This is a genomic window from uncultured Massilia sp., assembly GCF_913773735.1.
Classification (GTDB): domain Bacteria; phylum Pseudomonadota; class Gammaproteobacteria; order Burkholderiales; family Burkholderiaceae_D; genus Telluria.
Genome location: NZ_CAJYEB010000024.1, coordinates 1 through 21,112, shown reverse-complemented (window position 1 = coordinate 21,112; position 21,112 = coordinate 1). Strand labels below are relative to the sequence as shown.

Below are 21,112 nucleotides of genomic sequence, written 5' to 3'. Positions count from 1 at the left end.
ACCCTGTTTGCTTACTGCTCATTCTTGGTGCCGCTGACCGGAATCGAACTGGTGACCTTCGCATTACGAATGCGCTGCTCTACCGACTGAGCTACAGCGGCGGGAGCCGTATTTTAGCAAAGAAATCCACTTCATTGCTAGAGTGACTCGGCAATTTTATTCGGGCAGCGTGAAACGGGGCGCTGCCGGGGAAATTGGGTCCCGGCCTGCGCCGGGATGACGAGTGATCGCCGGGACGACGAGTCATGGCCGGGACGACGGCGCCTTACGCCTGGTGATACGCCGTCACGCGCTCCACCTCGCTCTTCGAGCCGAGGAACACCGGCACGCGCTGGTGCAGCTTCTGCGGCGGGATGTCGAGGATGCGTTGCTTGCCGTCGGTGGCGGCGCCGCCGGCCTGCTCGACGATCATCGCCATCGGGTTGGCCTCGTACATCAGGCGCAGCTTGCCCGGTTGCGACGGGTCGCGCGCGTCGGCCGGGTACATGAAGATGCCGCCGCGGTTCAGGATGCGGTGCACGTCGGCCACCATCGAAGCGATCCAGCGCATGTTGAAATCCTTGCCGCGTGGGCCGGTCTTGCCGTCCAGCATTTCGGACACGTAGCGCTGGACCGGCGGGTACCAGTGGCGCTGGTTCGACATGTTGATCGCGAATTCCTTGGTCTCCGCCGGAATCTGCATGTCCTTCTGGGTCAGCACCCACGATCCCATCTCGCGGTCGAGGGTGAAGCAGTTCACGCCGTTGCCGGTGGTGAGCACCAGCATCGTCTGCGGGCCATACACGGCGTAGCCGGCCGCGACCTGCTTGCTGCCTTCCTGCATGAAGTCGGCCTCGGTCGGCTTTTCCATGCCTTCCGGCGCCTTCAGCACCGAGAAGATGGTGCCGATCGACACGTTGACGTCGATGTTCGAGGAGCCGTCGAGCGGATCGAACAGCAGCATGTATTCGCCCATCGGGTAGCGGTTCGGGATCGGGTGGATCGATTCCATCTCTTCCGACGCCATCGCCGCCAGGTGGCCGCCCCACTCGTTGGCCTCGAGCAGAATCTCGTTGGAGATCACGTCGAGCTTCTTCTGCACCTCGCCCTGGATGTTCTCGGTATCCGCGCTGCCCAGGATGTCGCCCAGGGCGCCCTTGCCGACCGAATGCGAGATGGTCTTGCAGGCGCGCGCGACGACCTCGATCAGGAGGCGCAGCGAAGCCGGGATGTTGTCGTGGAGGCGTTGTTCCTCGACGAGGTATTGCGTCAGGCTGACACGTTTCATGGGTTTCTTTCGGTTCGTTTAAATTCGTTATCGTGGTTCGTTGGCGACGGTGGCATGAAACCGGGGTCAGAGCCCCTTGAACAGCAACACCGGGCGCTGACCCCTACGCATCAATTGGCCAAGGCCTTGCTGACGACCTCGCGCACGTCGTTCGACAGCTTGTGCTGGCCGTTCACCTGCTGCAGCGCCTTCTTCATGTGTTCCTGCAACGCGGGGGTGTAGCGGCGCCAGCGGTCCATCGCACGGGCCAGGCGGCTGGCGACTTGCGGATTGAGTGCGTCCAGCGCGATCACCTGCTCGGCCCAGAACGCGTAGCCGCTGCCGTCCGGCGCGTGGAAGCCGACCGGGTTCCCGGCGCAGAACATCGACACCAGGCTGCGCGCGCGGTTCGGGTTGCGCAGCGTGAAGGCCTTGTGGGTCATCAGCTCGCGCACGGTCGCCACGCCGGTGGTCGGGGCCGAGGCCTGCATCGAGAACCACTTGTCGACCACCAGCGCCTCGCCCTGGAATTCGTCGTAGAAGCGCTGCAGCGCGGCGGCGGCGGACGGGGCGCGCGCATGGACCAGCGCGGACAGCGCGGCGGCGCGGTCGGTCATGTTGCCGGCCTCGTCGAACTGGCGCTGCGCCAGCGCGAGCGCCGCGTCGTCCGGCGCCGCGCACAGGTAGGACAGCGCCAGGTTCTTCAGCGCGCGCTTGCCGATCGAGACGGCGTCCGGGCTGTACTCGCCCGGGGTCTGGTTGGCCTCGTACTGCGCCAGCAGCTCGCCGCGCAGGCGCGCGCCGATGTCGGCGCGCACGAACTGGCGCGCCATGTGGATGGCCAGCGGGTCCACGACGTCGAGCTGGTCGGCGATCATGGTTTCCGACGGCAGCAGCAGCGCTTGCTCGCGGAAGGCCGGGTCGAGCGTCTCGTCGGCCAGGATCTTGCGCATGGCGTCGACGAAGACGTCGTCCAGGTCGAGCTTGACCTTGTCCGGATTGGCGGTGTCGACCTGGCCGGCCAGCTTGAGCAGGCGGCTCATCGCCAGGCGCTGGCCCGCTTCCCAGCGATTCACCGGGTCGCTGTCGTGGTTGAACAGGTGCAGCAGTTCGGCGTCGCTGTAGCCGTACTTCAGGATGACCGGCGCGGAAAAATCGCGCAGGATCGACGGGGTCGGCTGTTCGGTCACGCCGCTGAACACGAAGGTCTGGTCGGCGTCGATCAATTCCAGCACGGCGGTCGTGCCCAGCGCGCGGCCGTCGATCACCAGCGGCAGGTCGCGGCCATCCGCGCCCAGCAGGCCGACGGCGACCGGGATGTGGAACGGCAGCTTGTCCGGCTGGCCGGGCGTGGCCGGGCAGGACTGGCGCAGGCGCAGCGAATAGGTCTGCGCCGCGGCGTCCCAGCGCGTCTCGGCCTGCACCACCGGGGTGCCGGCCTGGCTATACCAGCGCTCGAAGCGGCTCAGGTCGCGGCCGTTCGCATTCGCCATCGCCAGGCGGAAATCGTCGCAGGTGACGGCCTGCTCGTCGTGGCGCTGGAAGTACAGGTCCATGCCCTTGCGGAAACCGTCTCGCCCCAGCAGCGTCTGGTACATGCGCACGACCTCGGCGCCCTTCTCGTACACGGTGACCGTGTAGAAATTGTTGATCTCGACGAAGGAGTCGGGACGCACCGGGTGGGCCATCGGGCCGGCGTCTTCCGGGAACTGGGCCTGGCGCAGCGTGCGCACCTGGTCGATGCGGGTGACGGCGCGGCCGGTCGGCGTGCCGATCATGTCGGCCGAGAATTCCTGGTCGCGGAACACGGTGAGGCCTTCCTTCAGCGACAGCTGGAACCAGTCGCGGCAGGTGACGCGGTTGCCGGTCCAGTTGTGGAAGTACTCGTGCCCGACCACGGCCTCGATGCCCTGGAAGTCGACGTCGGTGGCCACGCGCGGGTTGGCCAGCACGTACTTGGTATTGAAGATGTTCAGGCCCTTGTTTTCCATCGCGCCCATGTTGAAGTCGCCCACGGCGACGATCATGAAGCGGTCGAGGTCGAGCTCGAGGTTCCAGCGCTCCTCGTCCCAGCGGATGCTGTGCTTGAGCGACTGCATCGCATAGTCGGTCTTGTCCAGGTTGCCGTCCTCGACCCAGACCTGCAGCAGCGCATCGCGGCCGTCGGCCAGGCGGAAGGTCTCTTCCTGGCAGACCAGGCGCGCGGCCACCAGCGCGAACAGGTACGAGGGTTTCTTGAACGGGTCTTCCCACAGCGCGTAGTGGCGGCCGTCGGGCAGGTCGCCCTGGTCCAGCAGGTTGCCGTTCGACAGCAGCACCGGGTATTTTTCCTTGTCGGCGCGCAGCATCACCGTGTACTTGGCCATCACGTCCGGGCGGTCCGGGAAATAGGTGATGCGGCGGAAGCCTTCCGCCTCGCACTGCGTGTAGAAGCTGCCGTTCGAGGTGTACAGGCCGCTGAGCGTCGTGTTCTGCTCCGGGACGCAGATCGTCTCGATTTCCAGCGTCGCGTTGTCGGGCGTGGCGAAGATGCGCAGCACGTTGCCCTCGATGGCGTAGTCGCCCTTGCCCAGGGTCTTGCCGTTCAGGCGGATCGCCACCAGTTCGATGTCCTCGCCGTACAGTTCGATCTCGCGCCGGGCGCTGTCCGGGTTGCGGTGCAGGGTCAGGCGGTTGGCGACGATGGTGCGGGCGGGATCGAGGTCGAAGCCGAGTTCCACGGTGTCGACCAGGTAGCCGGGAGCGGTGTAGTCGTTGCGGTAGATGGTCAGGGGCGTGTCGGTGCGCATGGTGAGGATCCGCGGGGCCATTGGTGAAGTGCTTATTTTACCAACACCGTGCCCGTGCGGCGTCGCGCGATGGGGGCGCATGTATCCTCATGTACGGATAGTAACCGCGCGTAAATGTGTCGACGAATATCGAACATCAAGAATAAGATGTATCCCTGTACAAGACCGCTTGCAAAATAGAATCTTTGGAGAAAGTCATGAAACGCATCCTGATCGCCGCGGTGGCATCGCTGGGCCTGCTGCTGGGCGGCTGCGCGACCACGATCCGCAGCGACGTCACCACCTTCCACCAGTGGCCAGCCGAACTGAACGACAAGAGCTATGCCTTCGAGGCGCCGCCGCCACAGGACAATACGCTGGAGCTGCAGGCCTACCAGAACCTGGTGCGCGGCCAGCTGGGCCGCCTCGGCTTCCACGAGGCGCCGCAGGCGCCGGCACTGAAGGTGTCGATGCGCTTCTCGACCATCGACGTGCCGACCCAGGTCGTGTACCCGACCAATGCCTACATGTACTACCCGTATTCGGCGCGCTTCGGCTACCTGGGCTGGCACCGCCGCTACTGGGGCGGCTGGTACAGCCCCTTCTACGATCCGTTCTGGGGGCCGTTCCCGATGGTCGACGTGCAGACCGAGCACCGCTACCACCGCCAGCTGCAGGTGGGCATCGCCGCGGCCAGCGACGGCAAGCGCCTGTTCGACGTGACGGTGCGCAACGTCAGCCGCCAGATGTCGACCCCGGCCGTCATGCCGGCGCTGGTGCAGAGCGCGTTTGAAGGGTTCCCGGGACCGAACGGCGGCTCGCGCGTGATCGAGTTGAAGCAGGAGCCGAAAAGCTGATCTGGATCGCCGGCCCCGAAACCGTCGCCCCGGCGCAGGCCGGGGCCAACGTTTCAGGCGCCGCACTGACGCATGCAAAAATTGGCGCCCGGCCTGCGCCGGGCCGGCGTGCCGCCTAGGAAAAATACGCTTCCGACGCGAACGTGATCCCCACGATCAGCAGCACGGCCAGCGCCAGCACCACCAGCAGGCGCCCGAACTTCGGGCCGGCCACCGGCTCCGGGTCGGCCGGCGGTTCGCGATCATCGCTGAACTCTCGCATGGCGGTCCTCAGGGCAGCAGGATGGTCTTGCCGGTGGTCTGGCGCGACTCGAGGGCGATGTGCGCCCGGGCGGCCTCGGCCAGCGGGAAGCGCTGGTGGATGGGGATGGCGATCTTGCCGCTCGTGACCATCCCGAACAGCTCCGCCGCCATCGCCTCGCGCTGCGCGCGGCCGGACGCATAGGCCGGCAGCGACGGACGCGTGATGTACAGCGAGCCGCGCGCGTTCAGTTCGTTCAACGAGAACGGCGGCACCGGTCCGGACGAATTGCCGAAGCTGACCATCAGGCCGCGCGGGCGCAGGCAGTCGAGCGAGCGGCCGAACATGTCCTTGCCGACCGAGTCGTAGACGACCGGCACGCCGGCCCCGTTCGTGATTTCCATGACGCGCTGCACCACGTCCTCCGTGCCGTAGTCGATGACGTGCGCGGCGCCGTGCGCCTTCGCCAGCGCCGCCTTCTCCTTGGACCCCACGGTGCCGATGAGGTTCGCGCCCAGCGCGCGCGCCCACTGGCAGGCGATCAGGCCGACGCCGCCGGCCGCGGCGTGGAACAGGATCGTCTCGCCGGCCTGCACCGCGTAGGTCTGGCGCAGCAGGTATTGCACGGTCAGGCCCTGCAGCAGCATCGCGGCGCCGGTCTCGAACGAGATCGCGTCCGGCAGCGTGACCAGGACGTCGGCCGGCATGGTGCGCAACTGGCTGTAGGCGCCGTTCGGGCGCGCGGCGTAGGCGACGCGGTCGCCCGGCCGCACGTGCGTCACGCCCGCTCCCACCGCTTCCACCACGCCCGCGCCTTCCTGGCCCAGGCCGTTCGGCAGGTCGAGCGGGTAGAGGCCGCTGCGGAAATAGGTGTCGATGTAGTTCAGGCCGATCGCGTGGTTGCGCACCAGCGCTTCGCCCGGACCGGGGTCGCCGACCTCGACGTCGACGTATTCCAGCACCTCCGGGCCGCCGGTGCGGGAAAAGCGGATGGCCTTGGCCGTCGTCATGCGCGCCTCCGGGACATCAGCGCGCCGCCAGCCGCAGCTGCGACAGCACCAGGTGGGCGCTGGCCATGTTGGTCGCGCAGGGGATGTCGTGGACGTCGCAGGCGCGCACCAGGGCGTTGATGTCCGGTTCGTGCGGCTGCGGGGTCATCGGGTCGCGCAGGAAGATCACGCAATCGACTTCGCCGTTGACGAGCTGGGCGCCGATCTGCAGGTCGCCGCCGACCGGGCCGGAATGCATGCGCGTCACTTCCAGGCCGAGCTCGTTGATCAGGCGGCCGCCCGTGGTGCCGGTGGCGGACAGCGTGCAGCCTTGCAGGAAATCCAGGTACTCGCCGGCCAGCGCGATCATGTCGTCTTTTTTCTTGTCGTGGGCAATCAGGGCAATCCGCGGTTTCATCGATTCTCCGTTATCTCATTGTTTTTTCAGCGACAGCATGTAGATCCCCGCCAGCACCAGCGCCGTCCCGCCCAGCTGCACGGCCGTGACCGGCTCGCCCAGCAGCGCCCAGCCCAGGAACAGCGTGGACACTGGACCGATCATGCCGGCCTGCGACGCCGTGGCCGCGCCGATGCGCTGGACCGCGGCCATGGTCATGAAGACAGGGAAGATGGTACAGAATATCCCGTTCACGAGCGAGAGGCCGTAGACCGGCAGCGGCTGCAGCAGCAGGCCGGGCGGGCGCAGCAGGAAGAACTGCAGGATGCAGGCCGCGCTCGAGACGCACATGGCGTAGGCCACCAGGCGCAGCGAGCCGATGCGCCGGACCATGCCGCCCGTCCCCAGCAGGTAGACGGCATAGGCCGCCGCCGAGCCCAGCACCAGCAGCGAGCCGAGCGCGATGTTGCCGCCACCGCGCAGGTCGTGCACGAACACCAGCACGATGCCGCAGTAGGACAGGGCCAGCGCCGCCCACTGCGTGCGGCCGATGCGGTGCTTGAGGAACAGCGCGCTGACCAGCAGGACGAAGGTCGGCGTCAGGAACAGGATCAGGCGCTCGAGGCCGACGGAAATGTACTGCAGGCCGAGGAAATCCAGGTAGCTCGACAGGTAGTAGCCGACCAGGCCCAGCCCGAGCAGGCGCCAGCGGTCGGCGCCCGACAGCGGCGGTTCGCTGCGCATCTTCCACAGCGCGACGCCGGCAAACACCGGCAACGAGAACAGCATCCTGAACGCGATCAAGGTGACGGCGTCGATGTGGTAGCGATACAGCAGTTTTGCCACCACGGCCTTGGTCGAAAAGAGGATGGCACCGCCGATGGCGATGGCCAGGCCGGCGATCAGGGCCGGCCGTGTGACTGGCGCAACAGGTATGTGGCTCGTGCTTGTACTCATCCGGCGATTGTACGGCGAATCGTTGCGGCCAGCCGAGGACGCCCCAGAACGCGGTCATGCGGGCACGGTCGAAACGTTACCCGTCAACCCGACATTACGGAGGAATCGCATGATCCGCCTCAGCATTACTTCAGCCAAGTCTGCCGCCGATTCTGCCGCCGCCCCTGCCGCCGACCGGCGCCGCCATGGAAGAGGCGCGCCATGAACGCCACCGGCATCCGCCGCGCCGGCGGCGCGCGCACCGTGGCGTTTGTCCTGCCGGGGCTGCTCGCGGCCGCCTGCTGTGCCTACCTGCTGCTGCGCGCCGGCCACCCGGCGCCGGCGGCGGCAGCGGGCGCGGCCCGGACGCTCCCCGCGCCCTGGCGCGGCGCCGACCTGGCGCTGCTGTTCGCGCTGTGGGCCGTCGTGATCGGCGCGACGATGCTGCCGGCGGCGGCGCCCTCGGTGCTGTTGTACGCGCGCGCGCGGCGCATGCGCGGCGGCCGCTGGGTGGCGCCGGCGAGCGCCCTGTTCGTGCTGGGCAGCCTGTGCGTGTGGAGCGCCTGCGCCGCCGCCGCCACGCTGGCCGCCTGGCTGCTGCACGACGCCGGCGCGCTCGACGAGGCGATGGCGGTCTCCCATCCGAGCGCGCTGGCGCTGGCGCTGGTCGCGGCCGGGGTCTACCAGTGGACGCCCGCCAAGCACGCCTGCCTGGACCATTGCCGCACGCCGCCGCGCACGTCGCTGGCTGTCGTCCTGGCGCACTGGCGCCGCGGCGCGCGCGGCGCGCTGCGCATGGGCGCCGCCGACGCCCGCCACGGCATCGGCTGCTGCTGGCTGCTGCTGGTACTGGCGCTGCCCGGCGGGGTGCTGAACCTGCCCGTGGTCGGCGGCCTCGTCGCCCTGATCCTGGCCGAAAAACTGTTGCCCGGCGGACACGTCATCGCCTGCGCGACGGGACTCGGGCTGGTCGCGCTGGGCACCATGTTGTTGTTTCCCTGACAGTTTTTGCGGCAGGGCCCTATGCTAAAATGCCGAGGATTCGCATATACCGTCTTAAGGAAATCTCGACATGGCTGGACATAGCAAATGGGCCAACATCAAGCATAAGAAAGCCGCCACCGATGCCAAGCGCGGCAAGATCTGGACCCGCTTGATCAAGGAAATCACGGTTGCCGCGCGCATGGGCGGCGGCGACATCGCATCGAACCCGCGCCTGCGCCTGGCGGTCGAGAAGGCGGCCGACGCGAACATGCCGAAGGATAACGTCAACCGCGCGATCCAGCGCGGCTCGGGCGGCCTGGAAGGCGTCAACTACGAAGAGATCCGCTACGAAGGCTACGGCATCGGCGGCGCGGCGATCATCGTCGACTGCATGACCGACAACCGCGTCCGTACCGTGGCCGAAGTGCGCCACGCGTTCAGCAAGTTCGGCGGCAACATGGGTACCGAGGGTTCGGTGTCCTTCATGTTCAAGCACGTCGGCCAGTTCCTGTTCGCCCCGGGCGTGGAGGAAGACAAGCTGATGGAAGCCGCGCTGGAAGCCGGCGCCGACGACGTGATTCCCGACGAGGAAGGCGGCTTCGAAGTGCTGTGCGACCCGATCGCCTTCGCCGGCGTCAAGGAAGCGCTGGAAGCGGCCGGCTTCAAGGCCGATTCCGCCGAAGTCATCATGAAGCCGGATCTCGAGACCGTGTTCACCGGCGAAGACGCGCTCAAGATGCAGAAGCTGCTGGACGCCCTGGAAAACCTGGACGACGTGCAGGAAGTCTATACCAACGCCGTGATCGAAGAGTAAGCACACCCATGAAAATCCTGGTAGTCGGCTCTGGCGGCCGTGAACATGCCCTGGCCTGGAAACTGGCCCAATCCGACCGCGTCCAGACGGTCTACGTCGCCCCGGGCAACGGCGGCACCGCGCACGACGCGCGCCTGGTCAACATCGACATCACGGACCCGGCCGCGCTGGCCGACTTCGTCGTCGCCGAGCACGTGGGCCTGACGCTGGTGGGCCCGGAAGGCCCGCTGGCGGCCGGCATCGTCAACCTGTTCCGCGCGCGCGGCCTGAAGATCTTCGGCCCGACCCGCGAGGCGGCGCAGCTGGAAAGCTCGAAGGACTTCGCCAAGGCCTTCATGGAACGCCACGGCATCCCGACCGCGAAGTACCAGACCTTCTCCGACGCGCAGCAGGCCCACGCCTACATCGACGCCAACGGCGCGCCGATCGTGATCAAGGCCGACGGCCTGGCCGCCGGCAAGGGCGTGGTCGTCGCCATGTCGCTGGAAGAGGCGCACCGGGCGGTCGACGACATGCTGTCGGACAACCGCTTCGGCGACGCCGGCGCGCGCATCGTGATCGAGGAATTCCTGGCCGGCGAGGAAGCCTCGTTCATCGTCATGTGCGACGGCAGGAACGTAGTGGCGCTGGCCACCTCGCAGGACCACAAGCGCCTGAAGGACAACGACCAGGGGCCGAACACGGGTGGCATGGGCGCGTATTCGCCGGCGCCGATCGTGACGCCGTCGATGCATGCGCGCGTGATGCGCGAGATCATCAACCCGACCATCCAGGGCATGTCGAAGGACGGCATCCCGTTCTCCGGCTTCCTGTACGCCGGCCTGATGATCGACGCCGCCGGCAACCCGAAGACGCTGGAATTCAACTGCCGCATGGGCGACCCGGAAACCCAGCCGATCATGGCGCGCCTGAAGAGCGACTTCGTGACGGTGCTGGAACACGCCTGCAGCGGCACGCTGGACGCCGTCGAACTCGAATGGGACCGCCGCACGGCGGTGGGCGTGGTGATGGCGGCCGCCGGCTATCCGGACAATCCGGCCAAGGGCGACGTCATCGACGGCATCCCGGCCGAGACGCCCGAATGCATCACCTTCCACGCGGGCACCAGGCTGGTCGACGGCGCGCTGCAGACGGCGGGCGGGCGCGTGCTGTGCGTGGTGGGCCTGGGCGACAGCGTCAAGATGGCGCAGAAGCAGGCCTACGAGACCGTCGAGAAGATCCACTTCAACGGCGCGCAGTACCGCCGCGACATCGGCTGGCGCGGCGTGAAGCAGTAAGCCCCGCCGCCCCGGCCTTGCGCCGGGACGACGTACTCCCTGGATGACAAAACTGTCATCCAGGCGTCACCCGGACGTCACCGCGCGTTTCCTAGAATCGGGGCTCCCTCCCCTTCGCAGGAAAGCCCGATGTCCTCACATCCCATTCCTCCCGCTTCCGACGGCCCGGCCGGCGCGCTGCGGCGCGTCCTGAAGCTGCCCGCCGACGCCCCCGTGCTGGCGCCGCTGGCCGGCATCGCCGGCGCCGCCGCCCTGCTCTGCGCCGGCTATGCCTGGGCCGCCGGCTGGCTCACCCCGGCGCGCCTGACGCCGGTACGCATCGTCGACACCTTCGAGACCAATTTCGGCGTCCACCCGGGCCTGCGCCGCAACCACACCAAGGGCATCTGCGTGACCGGCCGGTTCGACGGCAACGGCGCGGCCGGCGCGTGGTCGACGGCCACCGTGTTCGGGCCCGTGCGCACGCCGGTGGTCGGCCGCTTCGCCGTCCCCGGCGGCAACCCGTCGGTGCCCGACACGGCCAGCCCCGTGCGCAGCATGGCGCTGCTGTTCCAGCTACCCGGCGGCGAGCAATGGCGCACGGGGATGAACAGCATGCCCATCGTCGTCAGCAACACGCCGCGGGGCTTCTACGAGAGCGTGCTCGCGTCCCGCCCCGACCCGGCGACCGGCAAGCCCGATCCGGCGCGCATGAAGGCGTATTTCGCCGCGCATCCGGAATCGGGCGCCTTCAACGCCTGGGTCAAGGCGCATCCGCCGTCGTCCTCGTTCGCCGACACGCGCTTCTACAGCATCAATGCCTTCCGCCTCGTCGACGCGGCCGGCGCCGAACACGTGGTGCGCTGGTCGATGGTGCCGGAACTGGCGCCGGCGCCGCTCGACCCGCGCGGGGCCGCCGCGCCCGACCTGCTGCAGGACGACCTGGCCGCGCGCCTGGCGCGGGGTCCGCTGCGCTGGCACCTGCAGCTGCAGTTCGCCGCGCCGGGCGACCCGGAAGACGACGCCACGCGCGCCTGGCCCGCCACGCGCCGCACGGTCGATGCCGGCGTGCTGACGCTGGAGCGCGCCGAGGCGCAGGACGACGGCCCGTGCCGCGACGTGAACTTCGACCCGACCGTGCTGCCGCGCGGCATCCGCGTCTCCAGCGACCCGCTGCTGGCGGCCCGCTCCGGCGCCTATTCCCGTTCCTACAACCTGCGCACGCACGAACAGGCGGCCGCGCTCGCATCCCACGGAGGCGCCCGATGACCCCGCAACGCTTTTCCCTGGCCTCGCGCCTGCTGCACTGGACCATGGCGCCGCTGCTGGTGGCCATGCTGCTGATCGGCACCGGCATGGTGGCGACCGTCTCGTCCTGGCGCCTGGTCCTGCTCGGCGTGCACAAGCCGCTGGGCCTGCTGCTGTTCGTGCTGGCCGTGCTGCGCCTGCTGCTGCGCCTGGCCGGCACGACGCCGCCGCTGCCGGCCACGGTTCCCGCCCCGATGCGGGTGGCGGCGCACGCCTCGCACTGGCTGCTGTACGGCTGCATGCTGGCGATGCCGCTGGTCGGCTGGGCCATGCTGTCGGCCGGCGGCCTCCCGCTGCCGCTGCACCTGCCGCCGCTGCTGGCGCCGGACGTCGGGCATTACGCGCTGCTGCGCTCGCTGCACACGGTGCTCGGGGAAGCGTTCTACCTGCTGGTGCTGGGCCATGTGTGCGCCGGCCTGCTGCATGCGCTGCTGCTCAGGGATGGCGTGTTCGAGGCGATCGCGCTCAGGATCAAGCGCTGAGCCATCGATCCCCGTCGCCCCGGCGCAGGCCGGGGTCCAGGTTTGGTAGTGCAGCATGCAAAAAATGGGGTCCCGGCCTGCGCCGGGGCGACGCTTGCGAGGCAGGGCGAAGTCTATCCAACGGTCTGGTCGTACAGGTCTTCCCACCCGGGATTCATCCGCTGTACCAGGTTCACCTTCCAGTCGCGGTGCCATTTCTTGATCAGCTTTTCGCGCCGGATCGCTTCCATGATGTCTGCATGGACCTCGTACCACACCAGGCGCGTCGTGCCGTGCACCCTCGTGAAACCGTCGACGACACCTTCGCGATGCTGCCAGACGCGCTTGACCAGGTCGGACGTCACGCCGACGTAGAAGGTGCCGTAGGGGCTGCTCGCAAGGAGGTAGACGTAGCTGGCAGACGTAGCTGGCTTTTTCCATGGCGCCAGCGTGGCATGTGGGTCCGGTTGCGATGTGATTAGCCGCAATCGTGCGGGAATGGGACGCAGGGGAATTGGGTCCCGGCCTGCGCCGGGACGACGTGGTGGTAGCGCCGGGACGACGTGGTGGCAGCGCCGGGGCGATGTGGTGGTAGCGCCGGGGCGACGTGGCGGTAGCGCCGGGGCGACGCGGCAGTGGGCTTGGTGTACAATCCCCGTTCATTTTTTTCATCCTCGCCCTTTTCCCACATGTCCACCCCGAATCCGTCCGCCGTCAAGGCCTGGCTGCTCGACCTGCAGGCGCGCATCGTGCGGGCGCTGGAAGACGTCGACGGCACGCCGTTCCTGCGCGATAGCTGGGAACGTCCGGAAGGCGGCGGCGGCATCTCGCGGCTGGTCGAGGAAGGGAATGTGTTCGAGCGCGGCGGCTGCAATTTCTCGCACGTGCAAGGGAAGAGCCTGCCGCCCTCGGCGATGGCGGCGCGGCCCGAGCTGGCCGGGCGCGCCTGGGAGGCGATGGGCGTGTCGCTGGTGCTGCATCCGCGCAATCCGTACGCGCCGACCGTGCACATGAACGTGCGCTTCTTCGAAGCCACGGCCGAGGGCAAGGAACCGGTGTGGTGGTTCGGCGGCGGCATGGACCTGACGCCCTACTACGGCAACGCGGACGACGCGCGCCATTTCCACCGGACCTGCCACGATGCGCTGGCGCCGTTCGGCGCGGACCTGCATGCGCGCTTCAAGCAATGGTGCGACGAGTACTTCTACCTGAAGCACCGCAAGGAAGCGCGCGGCGTCGGCGGGATCTTCTTCGACGACTTCAACGAACTCGGCTTCGACCGCTCGTACGCCATGGTGCAGCGCGTCGGCGACGGCTTCCTCGACGCCTACCTGCCGGTGCTGCAGGCCCGCAAGGACCTGCCCTACGGCGAGCGCGAACGCGACTTCCAGGCCTACCGGCGCGGCCGCTACGTCGAGTTCAACCTGGTATGGGACCGCGGCACGCTGTTCGGCCTGCAGTCGGGCGGACGCACCGAGGCGATCCTGATGTCGATGCCGCCGGTCGTCAAGTGGCGCTACGACTGGCATCCCGAACCCGGCAGCCCCGAGGAAGCGCTGTACACCGACTTCCTCGTCCACAGGGATTGGCTGGCCCCGTGACCCGCTGCATCGCCTTGCTGGGAGGCAGTTTCGACCCGGTGCACCACGGCCACGTCGCGCTGGCCGCGCTGTTCGCACGCCTGCTCGCGCCCGCCGAGCTGCGCGTGCTGCCCGCCGGGCAGCCGTGGCAGAAGGCCGGGGGATTGCGGGCGCCGGACGCCGACCGCGTCAGGATGCTGGCGCTGGCGTTCGCCGCCGGCGCCGTGCCCGTGACGATCGATACCCGCGAGATCGACCGCCATGCGCCGACCTACACGGTCGAGACGCTGCGCGAACTGCGCGCCGAATGCGGGCCGGACGCGTCGCTGGTGTTCCTGATGGGCGCGGACCAGCTGCAGAAGCTGGACACCTGGCACGACTGGCAAGCGCTGTTCGGCCTGGCCAATTTCGGTGTCGCCGCCCGCCCCGGCTACCGGCTCGACGATGCCGCCCTGCCCCCGGCGGTGGCGCGCGAGCTGGCGGCGCGGCGCGCGACGCCGGAACAGGTACGGGCCAGCCCGGCCGGCAGGGTGTGCCTGGCGCACACGCTGGCCGTCGACATCTCGGCCACGCAGGTGCGCGCGGCCCTGCAACATGCTGGAACGAGCGGCCAGGCAGGGGGCGTCGACGTCGGCGCGCTGCTCGCACCGCAAGTGCTAGACTATATTCAACAACATAACTTATACAAGATCTAATGGATATCAAGAAACTGCAAACGCTCGTCGTCGACGCCCTCGAAGACGTCAAGGGCCAGGACATCGCCCTGTTCGACACGACCGGCCTGACCAGCCTGTTCGACCGCATCGCGGTCGTCTCGGGCACCTCGAACCGCCAGACCAAGGCGCTGGCCGCCTCGGTGCGCGACAAGGTCAAGGCCGCCGGCGGCGACGTGGTCGGCCTGGAAGGCGAAGACACCGGCGAGTGGGTGCTGGTCGACCTGGGCGACATGATCGTCCACATCATGCAGCCGGCCATCCGCCAGTACTACCGCCTCGAGGAAATCTGGGGCGAGAAGCCGGTCAAGCTGGGCGCCGCCAAGCGCAAGTCGACCGCCGAAGGCCAGGAAGCCGCCGCGCCGAAAGCGAAGTCGAAGCACCTGGCCGCCAACCAGGACCAGCCGGAAGCCAAGCCGGTGCGCGAGCGCAAGCCGGCCGCGAAAAAGGTTGCCGCACCCGCGGAAGGCGCCGCCAAGAAGCCGGCCGCCAAGATCCCGACCGGCGCCAAGGTGAAGGTCGCGCTGCCCAAGACCGCCGTCGCCTCGGCCGCCGCCGCGAAAGCCGCCAAGGCCGCCGCACCGAAGCGCGCGAAAGCCGCCGCACCGGCCGAGGCCGCCGCGGCACCGGCCAAGAAAGTCATCCGCCGCATCAAGAAGACCGAAGAGTAATCCTCGATGCAGTTGATGATCGTCGCGGTCGGCCACAAGATGCCGGCCTGGATCGAGACCGGCTTCGCCGAGTACGCCAAGCGCATGCCACCCGAGCTGCGCATCGTGCTCAAGGAGGTCAAGCCGGTCGAACGCTCCGGCAGCAAGACGGCGGCGACCGCGATGGCGCTCGAGCGCGAGCGCATCGAGGCCGTGCTGCCGAAAGGCGTGCGCATCGTCGCCCTCGACGAGCGCGGCAAGGACCTCACCAGCGTCGGCCTGTCCCAGCAGCTGGAACACTGGCAGCAGGACGGGCGCGACGTGGCCTTCCTGATCGGCGGGGCCGACGGCCTCGACCCCGAGCTGAAGGCGCGCGCCGACGGCCTGATCCGCATCTCCAGCATGACGCTCCCCCACGGCGTCGTGCGGGTGATGCTGGCCGAGCAGCTGTACCGCGCCTGGTCGATCACCCAGAACCATCCCTACCACCGCGTCTGAGCCAGCGCCATGCCTACCTCGTCCCCGTCCGGCAAGAAGATCTACCTCGCCTCGAAGAGCCCGCGCCGGCGCGAACTGCTGCGCCAGGTCGGCATCGAGTTCGAGCTGCTCAGCCTGCGTTCCGATCCGGTGCGCGGCATCGACGTCAGCGAGGACGTGCTGCGGGACGAACCCGCGCTGGACTACGTGGCCCGGGTCGCGCGCGAAAAGGGCGCGTTCGCCTGGAACGTGCTGCACCTGCGGCGCATGCCGCTGCGCCCGGTGCTGTCGGCCGACACCACCGTCACCATCGACGGCGAGATCCTCGGCAAGCCGGCCGACCCGAAGGAAGCGGTCGCCATGCTGGAGCGCCTGTCGGGCCGCACGCATCAGGTGCTGACCTCGGTGGCCGTGCACTACACCGGCATCGTCGAGCAGGTGACGCAGGTGTCGCACGTGCGCTTCGCGGCGCTGTCGCCCGAGACCATCCGCGCCTACTGCGCCACGCCGGAACCCTACGACAAGGCCGGCGCCTACGGCATCCAGGGGCTGGCCGCGCTGTTCATCGAGCACATCGAGGGCAGCCACTCCGGCATCATGGGATTGCCGGTGTTCGAGACGGCGCGATTGCTGCAGAAGGCCGGCATCGGCGCGTTGTAGATCGCCTGCATGGCAAAGACCGTCGCCCCGGCGGAGGCCGGGGCCCAATCATGTATGCGTTGTCGCACTGCATGCGCATTGGGTCCCGGCCTCCGCCGGGACGACGTGCAGGTCAGTGCGTGCACGATCAGGCGCCTTTTGCGACGGCCTCCTGCGCCGGGGCGACGGTGCCGGAGGGACCGACGCCCAGCGCCCCCACCGTGTATGATGTCGCTCTGAACAATAACCGCACGGCCCGGCTCCATGACTGAAGACATCCTGATCAATATCACCCCACAGGAAACGCGCGTCGCGCTGGTGGTGCAGGGTGCCGTGCAGGAATTGCATATCGAGCGTACGCTCACCCGCGGCCTGGCCGGCAACGTCTACCTGGGCAAGGTGGTGCGCGTGCTGCCGGGCATGCAGTCGGCCTTCATCGACATCGGCCTGGAGCGCGCGGCCTTCCTGCACGTGGCCGACATCTGGGAAGCCCGTCCGCACGACGGCAGCGGGAACAACACCCCGACGCCGATCGAGAAGCTGCTGTTCGACGGCCAGGTGCTGACCGTGCAGGTGATCAAGGACCCGATCGGCACCAAGGGCGCGCGCCTGTCCACCCAGATCTCGATCGCCGGCCGCATGCTGGTCTACCTGCCGCAGGACAAGCACATCGGCATCTCGCAGAAGATCGAGAAGGAAAGCGAGCGCGAGGCGCTGCGCGCGCGCCTGCAGGGCCTGCTGCCGCCCGAGGAAAAGGGCGGCTACATCGTGCGCACCCAGGCCGAGGAAGCGTCCGACGCCGACCTCGCGGCCGACGTCGACTACCTGCGCAAGACCTGGGGCGCGATCACCAGCGGGGCGCGCACCCGCCCCGCCACCAGCCTGCTGTACCAGGACCTGAGCCTGGCCCAGCGCGTGCTGCGCGACTTCGTGCACGACGAGACGGCGGCGATCCTGGTCGACTCGCGCGAGAACTACCTGAAGCTGGTCGAGTTCGCCCAGGTGTACACCCCGAGCGTGCTGTCGCGCCTGCAGCACTACACGGGCGAGCGCCCGCTGTTCGACCTGTACGGCGTCGAGGAAGAGATCCTGCGCGCGCTGGGCCGCCGCGTCGACCTCAAGTCGGGCGGCTACCTGATCGTCGACCAGACCGAGGCGATGACGACGATCGACGTGAACACCGGCGGCTTCGTCGGCGGGCGCAACTTCGCCGACACGATCTTCAAGACCAACCTGGAAGCCGCGCACGCGATCGCGCGCCAGCTGCGCCTGCGCAACCTGGGCGGGATCATCATCCTCGACTTCATCGACATGGAGAACACCGAGCACCGCAACGCCGTGCTGGCCGAGCTGCGCAAGACCCTGTCGCGCGACCGCACCAAGGTGTCGGTGAGCGGCTTCTCGGCGCTGGGGCTGGTCGAGATGACCCGCAAGCGCACGCGCGAATCGCTGGCGCACATTTTGTGCGAGCCCTGCCCCGCCTGCGCCGGCAAGGGCCAGGTCAAGACCTCGCGCACGATCTGCTACGAGATCCTGCGCGAACTGCTGCGCGAGGCCAAGCAGTTCAACCCGCGCGAATTCCGCATCCTCGCCTCGCAGGAGGTGGTCGACCTGTTCCTGGAAGAGGAATCGCAGCACCTGGCCATGCTGGGCGACTTCATCGGCAAGAAAATCTCGCTGCAGGTCGAAAAAGGCTATCACCAGGAACAGTACGATGTCATCCTGATGTGAAAATTTGTCGTCAAAATGTACAAGCCGTGTCAAACACTTGTTAAGCCGTCCAGACCTGTTGCTGGCATAGGACAAAGCGTTCAAAAATAGGGCTGGCCGTGACGCTGCGCCCCGGTTTAGACTACAATTTGTGACAATTTGCTGAAACATGAGAGTTGGCGGTAGCGCGTTTTCCAACCGTAAGGTGCCGGGATGCGACCAGCCGACCGGACGGTGCTGCCACGGCAGCTCCCCCCTGATGTGTATCACTGGCGGCGTCGGTTCTTATCCAACTGGCAGGCGACCCGTAAGAGACAATGAACGTACCTCTCATTCCTTCCGACCTCCTCGCGAAGTCGGACAAAATCCTGTTCATCGCCCACCTGGCGCTGGGCGACTACACGTATCTGCAGAACTGCTTCCAGGCGTTCGCGCAGGCGTACCCGCACCTCAAAATGCACCTGTGGGTCGACGAGGTGCGCCGCACCGGCGACGCCACGCAGTGGCCGCACCTGAAGAAGAACGTGCTGTACGACTGGCTGGCCGCCTGCGAGTTCATCGACAAGGTGTACGACCAGAACTATTCGCCCGAGCTGTTCCAGCAATCGATCAAGGACGCCCAGGGCGAGCGCTACCCGATCGTCGTGTCGCTCGCCACGCTGCGTCCGCATTTCTACGCCAGCCTGGCGCGCGAGATCAGCCCGGACGGCTTCGTCGTCGGCCTGAAAAAGCCGCTGGGCCTGTTCGACCTGCACCACTGGCCCGCCTACCGCAAGCTGGACGCCAGCCTGAACCCCGACGTGGCCGACCGCAGCAGCGCGCCGCACATCAGCGACGTGCACGCGGAATGGTTCCGCCAACTGGCGGGCGTCGACATCCCGCCGGCGGCGCGCATCCCGTTCGTGCACATTCCCGAGCGCTTCGTCGACGGCGCCCGCGCGCGCCTGCACGAGTGGGGCTTCGACCGCCGCCAGGGCAAGCTGGTCTTCATCAACCCGTTCGCCAAGACCCGCAAGCGCTGCTGGCCGGTCGAGCGCGTGGTCGAACTGATCACCACCATGCGCGCCCAGCCGGACTGGCACGACGCCTGCTTCATCGTCAACGCCGTGCCGCAGGAAGTCGAGCGCGTCAAGACGCTGCTGGCCGAGCGCAAGCTCGACCGCACCGAGCTGTTCAGCGCCAACGAGAACTTCTTCCAGCTGCCGGCCATGCTGGCCCAGTGCGACCTGATCGTCTCGGTCGAGACGGCCGTGATGCACCTGGCGAACGCCGTCGGCGTGCCGGTCGTGGCGCTGATGCGGCAAAAGACGCCCGAGTGGGCGCCGGTCGACAAGGCCAACAGCACCGTCATCACCGCCCACCAGCGCCACGACTGGGTCAAGGCGATCCCGGTGCGCGACGTCATGCACGCGCTGGCGTAAGCGCCCGCGCCTTCGCGCCAGGGGCCGCCGCGAGCGGCCCCGCGTTTTTTCTGGCGCCGGCGCCATGCTCCGGTTATCATCCCGGCCCCACGCTCCGGCAAGGACCCGCATGCATCCCGCTTCCACGATCGACGTCGGCCAGTTGCTGGCCGGCCTGCCCGACCGCATCGACGCCATCCCGCGCCTGGCCTGCGCGCGCGCGCCGGACGCGCCCGCCCTGGTCGATGCCGGCCGCACCATCCGTTACCGCGACCTGGTCGCCATGGTCGACCGCCACGCGGCGCTGCTGCACGCACGCGGCGTGCGCCCCGGCGACCGCGTGCTGCTGGCGAGCGAGAACTGCGCGGCCCAGGTGGCGCTGGTGTTCGCCGCCTCGACGCTGGGCGCCTGGATCGTCAACGTGAACGCGCGCCTGACGGCGCCCGAGCTGGACGCCATCCGCGCGCACAGCGGCGCGCGCCTGGCGCTGTACACGGCCGGCGTGTCGCCGGAAGCGGCCGCGCACGCGCTGCGCGACGGCGCCACGGCGTACGGCGACGCCGCCGACGGCCTGATGATCGGCCCGCGCGACGACGCCTGCGCGCCCGAGGCGCCCGGGCCGGAACCGGTCGCGGCCCTGGTCTACACCACCGGCACCACCGGCCGGCCGAAGGGCGTGATGCTGAGCCACCGCAGCCTGCTGTACGTGGCGGCCGTGTCGAGCCGGCTGCGCGGCCTGGTCGCCGGCGACCGCGCCTGGGGCGTGCTGCCCATCTCGCACGTGTACGGCCTGACCTCGGTCATGCTCGGCACGCTGCATGCGGGCGCCTGCCTGCAACTGGCGCCGCGCTTCGCGCCGGAGGCGATGCGGGCCGCGCTGCGCGACGACGGCCTCACCATCGTGCAGGGCGTGCCGGCCATGTACGCGCGCCTGCTGGCCCTGCCCGGCAGCGCGGGTTCCCGCCTGCCCTCGCGCCTGCGCTTCGCCTATGCCGGCGGCGCGCCGCTGGACCCGCAGCTCAAGCACCGCGTCGAGGCGCTGCTGGGCGTGCCCCTGCACAACGGCTACGGCCTGACGGAGGCGGCGCCCACGGTCAGCCAGACCCGCCTGGACGCGCCGCGCACCGACACCTCGGTCGGGATGGCGATCCCGGGCGTGGAGACGCGTCTGCTCGACCACCTTGGCCACGACCTGGCGGACGGCGACGAGGGACCCGGCGCGCTATGGGTGCGCGGCCCCAACCTGATGCGCGGCTATTACCGCGAGCAAGCGCTCACCGACGCCGCGCTGCGCCCGGGCGGCTGGCTGGACACGGGCGACATGGCGCGCCGCGCGCCGGACGGTGCGCTGTTCATCGTCGGGCGCAGCAAGGAAGTGGTCAATCGCGGCGGCTTCAATGTGTATCCGCTGGAAGTCGAGACGGCGCTGAACGGCCATCCGGGCGTGACGCAGTCGGCGGTGGTGGGGCGCGCCGTGGCCGACGGCGACGAGGAAGTGGTGGCCTTCGTGCAGCCGGTGCCGGGCCGGGCCCCGGCCGTCGACGAACTGCGCGCCTGGGCGGCGCAGCGGCTGGCGCCGTACAAGCGGCCGGCGCGCATCGTCATGCTGGACGCGCTGCCGGCGGCGCCGAGCGGAGATCGGAAGAGCACACGTCTGAACTCCAGTCACCGTACTAGATCGCGTAT

21 protein-coding genes and 1 tRNA gene are annotated in these 21,112 nt (G+C 68.5%); 14 read left to right on the top strand and 8 right to left on the bottom strand.

Annotated elements, in window-relative coordinates:
* Positions 1 to 25: 25 nt before the first annotated feature.
* The 3 genes from QZ749_RS12525 to pepN form a co-directional block, all read right to left on the bottom strand.
* Positions 26 to 101: transfer RNA gene (locus tag QZ749_RS12525), tRNA-Thr, on the bottom strand.
* A 164-nt stretch (positions 102 to 265) separates the two neighbouring features.
* The gene (locus tag QZ749_RS12520; protein ID WP_296947245.1) at positions 266 to 1,267 is read right to left on the bottom strand and encodes a class 1 fructose-bisphosphatase; all 1,002 of its coding nucleotides are present in this window, start codon (positions 1,265 to 1,267) and stop codon (positions 266 to 268) included.
* 110 nt (positions 1,268 to 1,377) lie between these two features.
* Complete coding sequence (pepN, locus tag QZ749_RS12515; protein ID WP_296947242.1) at positions 1,378 to 4,035, bottom strand: aminopeptidase N; 2,658 nt, start codon at positions 4,033 to 4,035, stop codon at positions 1,378 to 1,380.
* A gap of 197 nt (positions 4,036 to 4,232) precedes the next feature.
* Here pepN and QZ749_RS12510 point away from each other — a divergent pair, with 197 nt between their 5' ends.
* Positions 4,233 to 4,871 carry a DUF4136 domain-containing protein gene (locus QZ749_RS12510; protein ID WP_296947239.1) on the top strand — a complete coding sequence of 213 codons (639 nt, stop codon included), beginning with the start codon at positions 4,233 to 4,235 and terminating at the stop codon, positions 4,869 to 4,871.
* Between the two features lie 115 nt (positions 4,872 to 4,986).
* On the opposite strand, the gene QZ749_RS12505 is transcribed toward QZ749_RS12510, so the two are convergent.
* The 4 genes from QZ749_RS12505 to QZ749_RS12490 are packed head-to-tail and all read right to left on the bottom strand — an operon-like array spanning position 4,987 to position 7,455.
* Positions 4,987 to 5,133, bottom strand: a complete 147-nt coding sequence (locus tag QZ749_RS12505) for a hypothetical protein (protein ID WP_296947236.1) — start codon at positions 5,131 to 5,133, stop codon at positions 4,987 to 4,989.
* An 8-nt stretch (positions 5,134 to 5,141) separates the two neighbouring features.
* Positions 5,142 to 6,122 (bottom strand): quinone oxidoreductase, encoded by a 981-nt coding sequence (locus QZ749_RS12500; protein WP_296947234.1) that lies wholly within the window; start codon positions 6,120 to 6,122, stop codon positions 5,142 to 5,144.
* Positions 6,123 to 6,138: 16 nt separating this feature from the next.
* Positions 6,139 to 6,519, bottom strand: a complete 381-nt coding sequence (locus tag QZ749_RS12495; protein WP_296947232.1) for a methylglyoxal synthase — start codon at positions 6,517 to 6,519, stop codon at positions 6,139 to 6,141.
* A gap of 15 nt (positions 6,520 to 6,534) precedes the next feature.
* Entirely contained in the window at positions 6,535 to 7,455 is a 921-nt protein-coding gene (locus QZ749_RS12490) for a DMT family transporter (protein WP_296947230.1), read from the bottom strand.
* Between the two features lie 201 nt (positions 7,456 to 7,656).
* On the opposite strand from QZ749_RS12490, the gene QZ749_RS12485 reads away from it, so the two are divergent.
* The 5 genes from QZ749_RS12485 (at position 7,657) to QZ749_RS12465 (ending at position 12,278) form a co-directional block, all read left to right on the top strand.
* Positions 7,657 to 8,436 carry a DUF2182 domain-containing protein gene (locus QZ749_RS12485; RefSeq protein ID WP_296947229.1) on the top strand — a complete coding sequence of 260 codons (780 nt, stop codon included), beginning with the start codon at positions 7,657 to 7,659 and terminating at the stop codon, positions 8,434 to 8,436.
* 70 nt (positions 8,437 to 8,506) lie between these two features.
* On the top strand, positions 8,507 to 9,232 hold the full coding sequence (locus QZ749_RS12480; RefSeq protein WP_296947226.1) for a YebC/PmpR family DNA-binding transcriptional regulator: 726 nt from the start codon (positions 8,507 to 8,509) through the stop codon (positions 9,230 to 9,232).
* Between the two features lie 8 nt (positions 9,233 to 9,240).
* A complete protein-coding gene (gene purD, locus QZ749_RS12475) occupies positions 9,241 to 10,509 on the top strand; it encodes a phosphoribosylamine--glycine ligase (protein WP_296947224.1) in 1,269 nt (422 codons plus the stop codon).
* Positions 10,510 to 10,638: 129 nt separating this feature from the next.
* A complete protein-coding gene (locus QZ749_RS12470; protein WP_296947221.1) occupies positions 10,639 to 11,757 on the top strand; it encodes a catalase family peroxidase in 1,119 nt (372 codons plus the stop codon).
* Positions 11,754 to 12,278, top strand: coding sequence for a cytochrome b (locus tag QZ749_RS12465; protein WP_296947218.1), 525 nt, complete (start codon positions 11,754 to 11,756; stop codon positions 12,276 to 12,278). Before QZ749_RS12470 ends, QZ749_RS12465 begins: the two co-directional genes overlap by 4 nt.
* Positions 12,279 to 12,391: 113 nt before the next feature.
* Here QZ749_RS12465 and QZ749_RS12460 read toward each other — a convergent pair whose 3' ends face one another.
* The gene (locus QZ749_RS12460; RefSeq protein WP_296947216.1) at positions 12,392 to 12,745 is read right to left on the bottom strand and encodes a GIY-YIG nuclease family protein; all 354 of its coding nucleotides are present in this window, start codon (positions 12,743 to 12,745) and stop codon (positions 12,392 to 12,394) included.
* A 201-nt stretch (positions 12,746 to 12,946) separates the two neighbouring features.
* Between QZ749_RS12460 and hemF the strand changes: the two genes are divergently transcribed.
* The 8 genes from hemF to QZ749_RS12420 all read left to right on the top strand — a co-directional run.
* On the top strand, positions 12,947 to 13,858 hold the full coding sequence (gene hemF, locus QZ749_RS12455) for an oxygen-dependent coproporphyrinogen oxidase (RefSeq protein WP_296947214.1): 912 nt from the start codon (positions 12,947 to 12,949) through the stop codon (positions 13,856 to 13,858).
* Positions 13,855 to 14,532 carry a nicotinate-nucleotide adenylyltransferase gene (locus QZ749_RS12450; RefSeq protein ID WP_296947211.1) on the top strand — a complete coding sequence of 226 codons (678 nt, stop codon included), beginning with the start codon at positions 13,855 to 13,857 and terminating at the stop codon, positions 14,530 to 14,532. Before hemF ends, QZ749_RS12450 begins: the two co-directional genes overlap by 4 nt.
* Positions 14,532 to 15,221 (top strand): ribosome silencing factor, encoded by a 690-nt coding sequence (gene rsfS / locus QZ749_RS12445; protein WP_296947209.1) that lies wholly within the window; start codon positions 14,532 to 14,534, stop codon positions 15,219 to 15,221. Before QZ749_RS12450 ends, rsfS begins: the two co-directional genes overlap by 1 nt.
* Before the next feature lie 6 nt (positions 15,222 to 15,227).
* Positions 15,228 to 15,698 (top strand): 23S rRNA (pseudouridine(1915)-N(3))-methyltransferase RlmH, encoded by a 471-nt coding sequence (gene rlmH, locus QZ749_RS12440; protein ID WP_296947206.1) that lies wholly within the window; start codon positions 15,228 to 15,230, stop codon positions 15,696 to 15,698.
* A gap of 9 nt (positions 15,699 to 15,707) precedes the next feature.
* Complete coding sequence (locus QZ749_RS12435; protein ID WP_296947203.1) at positions 15,708 to 16,337, top strand: nucleoside triphosphate pyrophosphatase; 630 nt, start codon at positions 15,708 to 15,710, stop codon at positions 16,335 to 16,337.
* Positions 16,338 to 16,580: 243 nt separating this feature from the next.
* Positions 16,581 to 18,047, top strand: a complete 1,467-nt coding sequence (gene rng, locus QZ749_RS12430; protein ID WP_296947201.1) for a ribonuclease G — start codon at positions 16,581 to 16,583, stop codon at positions 18,045 to 18,047.
* A gap of 296 nt (positions 18,048 to 18,343) precedes the next feature.
* The gene (locus QZ749_RS12425; protein ID WP_296947198.1) at positions 18,344 to 19,447 is read left to right on the top strand and encodes a glycosyltransferase family 9 protein; all 1,104 of its coding nucleotides are present in this window, start codon (positions 18,344 to 18,346) and stop codon (positions 19,445 to 19,447) included.
* Positions 19,448 to 19,556: 109 nt separating this feature from the next.
* Positions 19,557 to 21,112: class I adenylate-forming enzyme family protein (locus QZ749_RS12420; protein WP_296947195.1), on the top strand; the 1,556-nt coding region annotated here is incomplete at its 3' end.

What these genes read in the sequence shown, in the direction of transcription:
- QZ749_RS12480 (WP_296947226.1), top strand. Translation starts at nt 8,507, where the DNA reads ATGGCTGGACATAGCAAATGGGCCAACATCAAGCATAAGAAAGCCGCC.
- QZ749_RS12495 (WP_296947232.1), bottom strand. Translation starts at nt 6,519, where the DNA reads ATGAAACCGCGGATTGCCCTGATTGCCCACGACAAGAAAAAAGACGAC.
- QZ749_RS12500 (WP_296947234.1), bottom strand. Translation starts at nt 6,122, where the DNA reads ATGACGACGGCCAAGGCCATCCGCTTTTCCCGCACCGGCGGCCCGGAG.
- rlmH (WP_296947206.1), top strand. Translation starts at nt 15,228, where the DNA reads ATGCAGTTGATGATCGTCGCGGTCGGCCACAAGATGCCGGCCTGGATC.
- hemF (WP_296947214.1), top strand. Translation starts at nt 12,947, where the DNA reads ATGTCCACCCCGAATCCGTCCGCCGTCAAGGCCTGGCTGCTCGACCTG.
- QZ749_RS12435 (WP_296947203.1), top strand. Translation starts at nt 15,708, where the DNA reads ATGCCTACCTCGTCCCCGTCCGGCAAGAAGATCTACCTCGCCTCGAAG.
- purD (WP_296947224.1), top strand. Translation starts at nt 9,241, where the DNA reads ATGAAAATCCTGGTAGTCGGCTCTGGCGGCCGTGAACATGCCCTGGCC.
- QZ749_RS12505 (WP_296947236.1), bottom strand. Translation starts at nt 5,133, where the DNA reads ATGCGAGAGTTCAGCGATGATCGCGAACCGCCGGCCGACCCGGAGCCG.
- QZ749_RS12485 (WP_296947229.1), top strand. Translation starts at nt 7,657, where the DNA reads ATGAACGCCACCGGCATCCGCCGCGCCGGCGGCGCGCGCACCGTGGCG.
- rng (WP_296947201.1), top strand. Translation starts at nt 16,581, where the DNA reads ATGACTGAAGACATCCTGATCAATATCACCCCACAGGAAACGCGCGTC.
- QZ749_RS12520 (WP_296947245.1), bottom strand. Translation starts at nt 1,267, where the DNA reads ATGAAACGTGTCAGCCTGACGCAATACCTCGTCGAGGAACAACGCCTC.
- QZ749_RS12470 (WP_296947221.1), top strand. Translation starts at nt 10,639, where the DNA reads ATGTCCTCACATCCCATTCCTCCCGCTTCCGACGGCCCGGCCGGCGCG.
- QZ749_RS12425 (WP_296947198.1), top strand. Translation starts at nt 18,344, where the DNA reads ATGAACGTACCTCTCATTCCTTCCGACCTCCTCGCGAAGTCGGACAAA.
- QZ749_RS12490 (WP_296947230.1), bottom strand. Translation starts at nt 7,455, where the DNA reads ATGAGTACAAGCACGAGCCACATACCTGTTGCGCCAGTCACACGGCCG.
- QZ749_RS12510 (WP_296947239.1), top strand. Translation starts at nt 4,233, where the DNA reads ATGAAACGCATCCTGATCGCCGCGGTGGCATCGCTGGGCCTGCTGCTG.
- rsfS (WP_296947209.1), top strand. Translation starts at nt 14,532, where the DNA reads ATGGATATCAAGAAACTGCAAACGCTCGTCGTCGACGCCCTCGAAGAC.
- QZ749_RS12465 (WP_296947218.1), top strand. Translation starts at nt 11,754, where the DNA reads ATGACCCCGCAACGCTTTTCCCTGGCCTCGCGCCTGCTGCACTGGACC.
- pepN (WP_296947242.1), bottom strand. Translation starts at nt 4,035, where the DNA reads ATGCGCACCGACACGCCCCTGACCATCTACCGCAACGACTACACCGCT.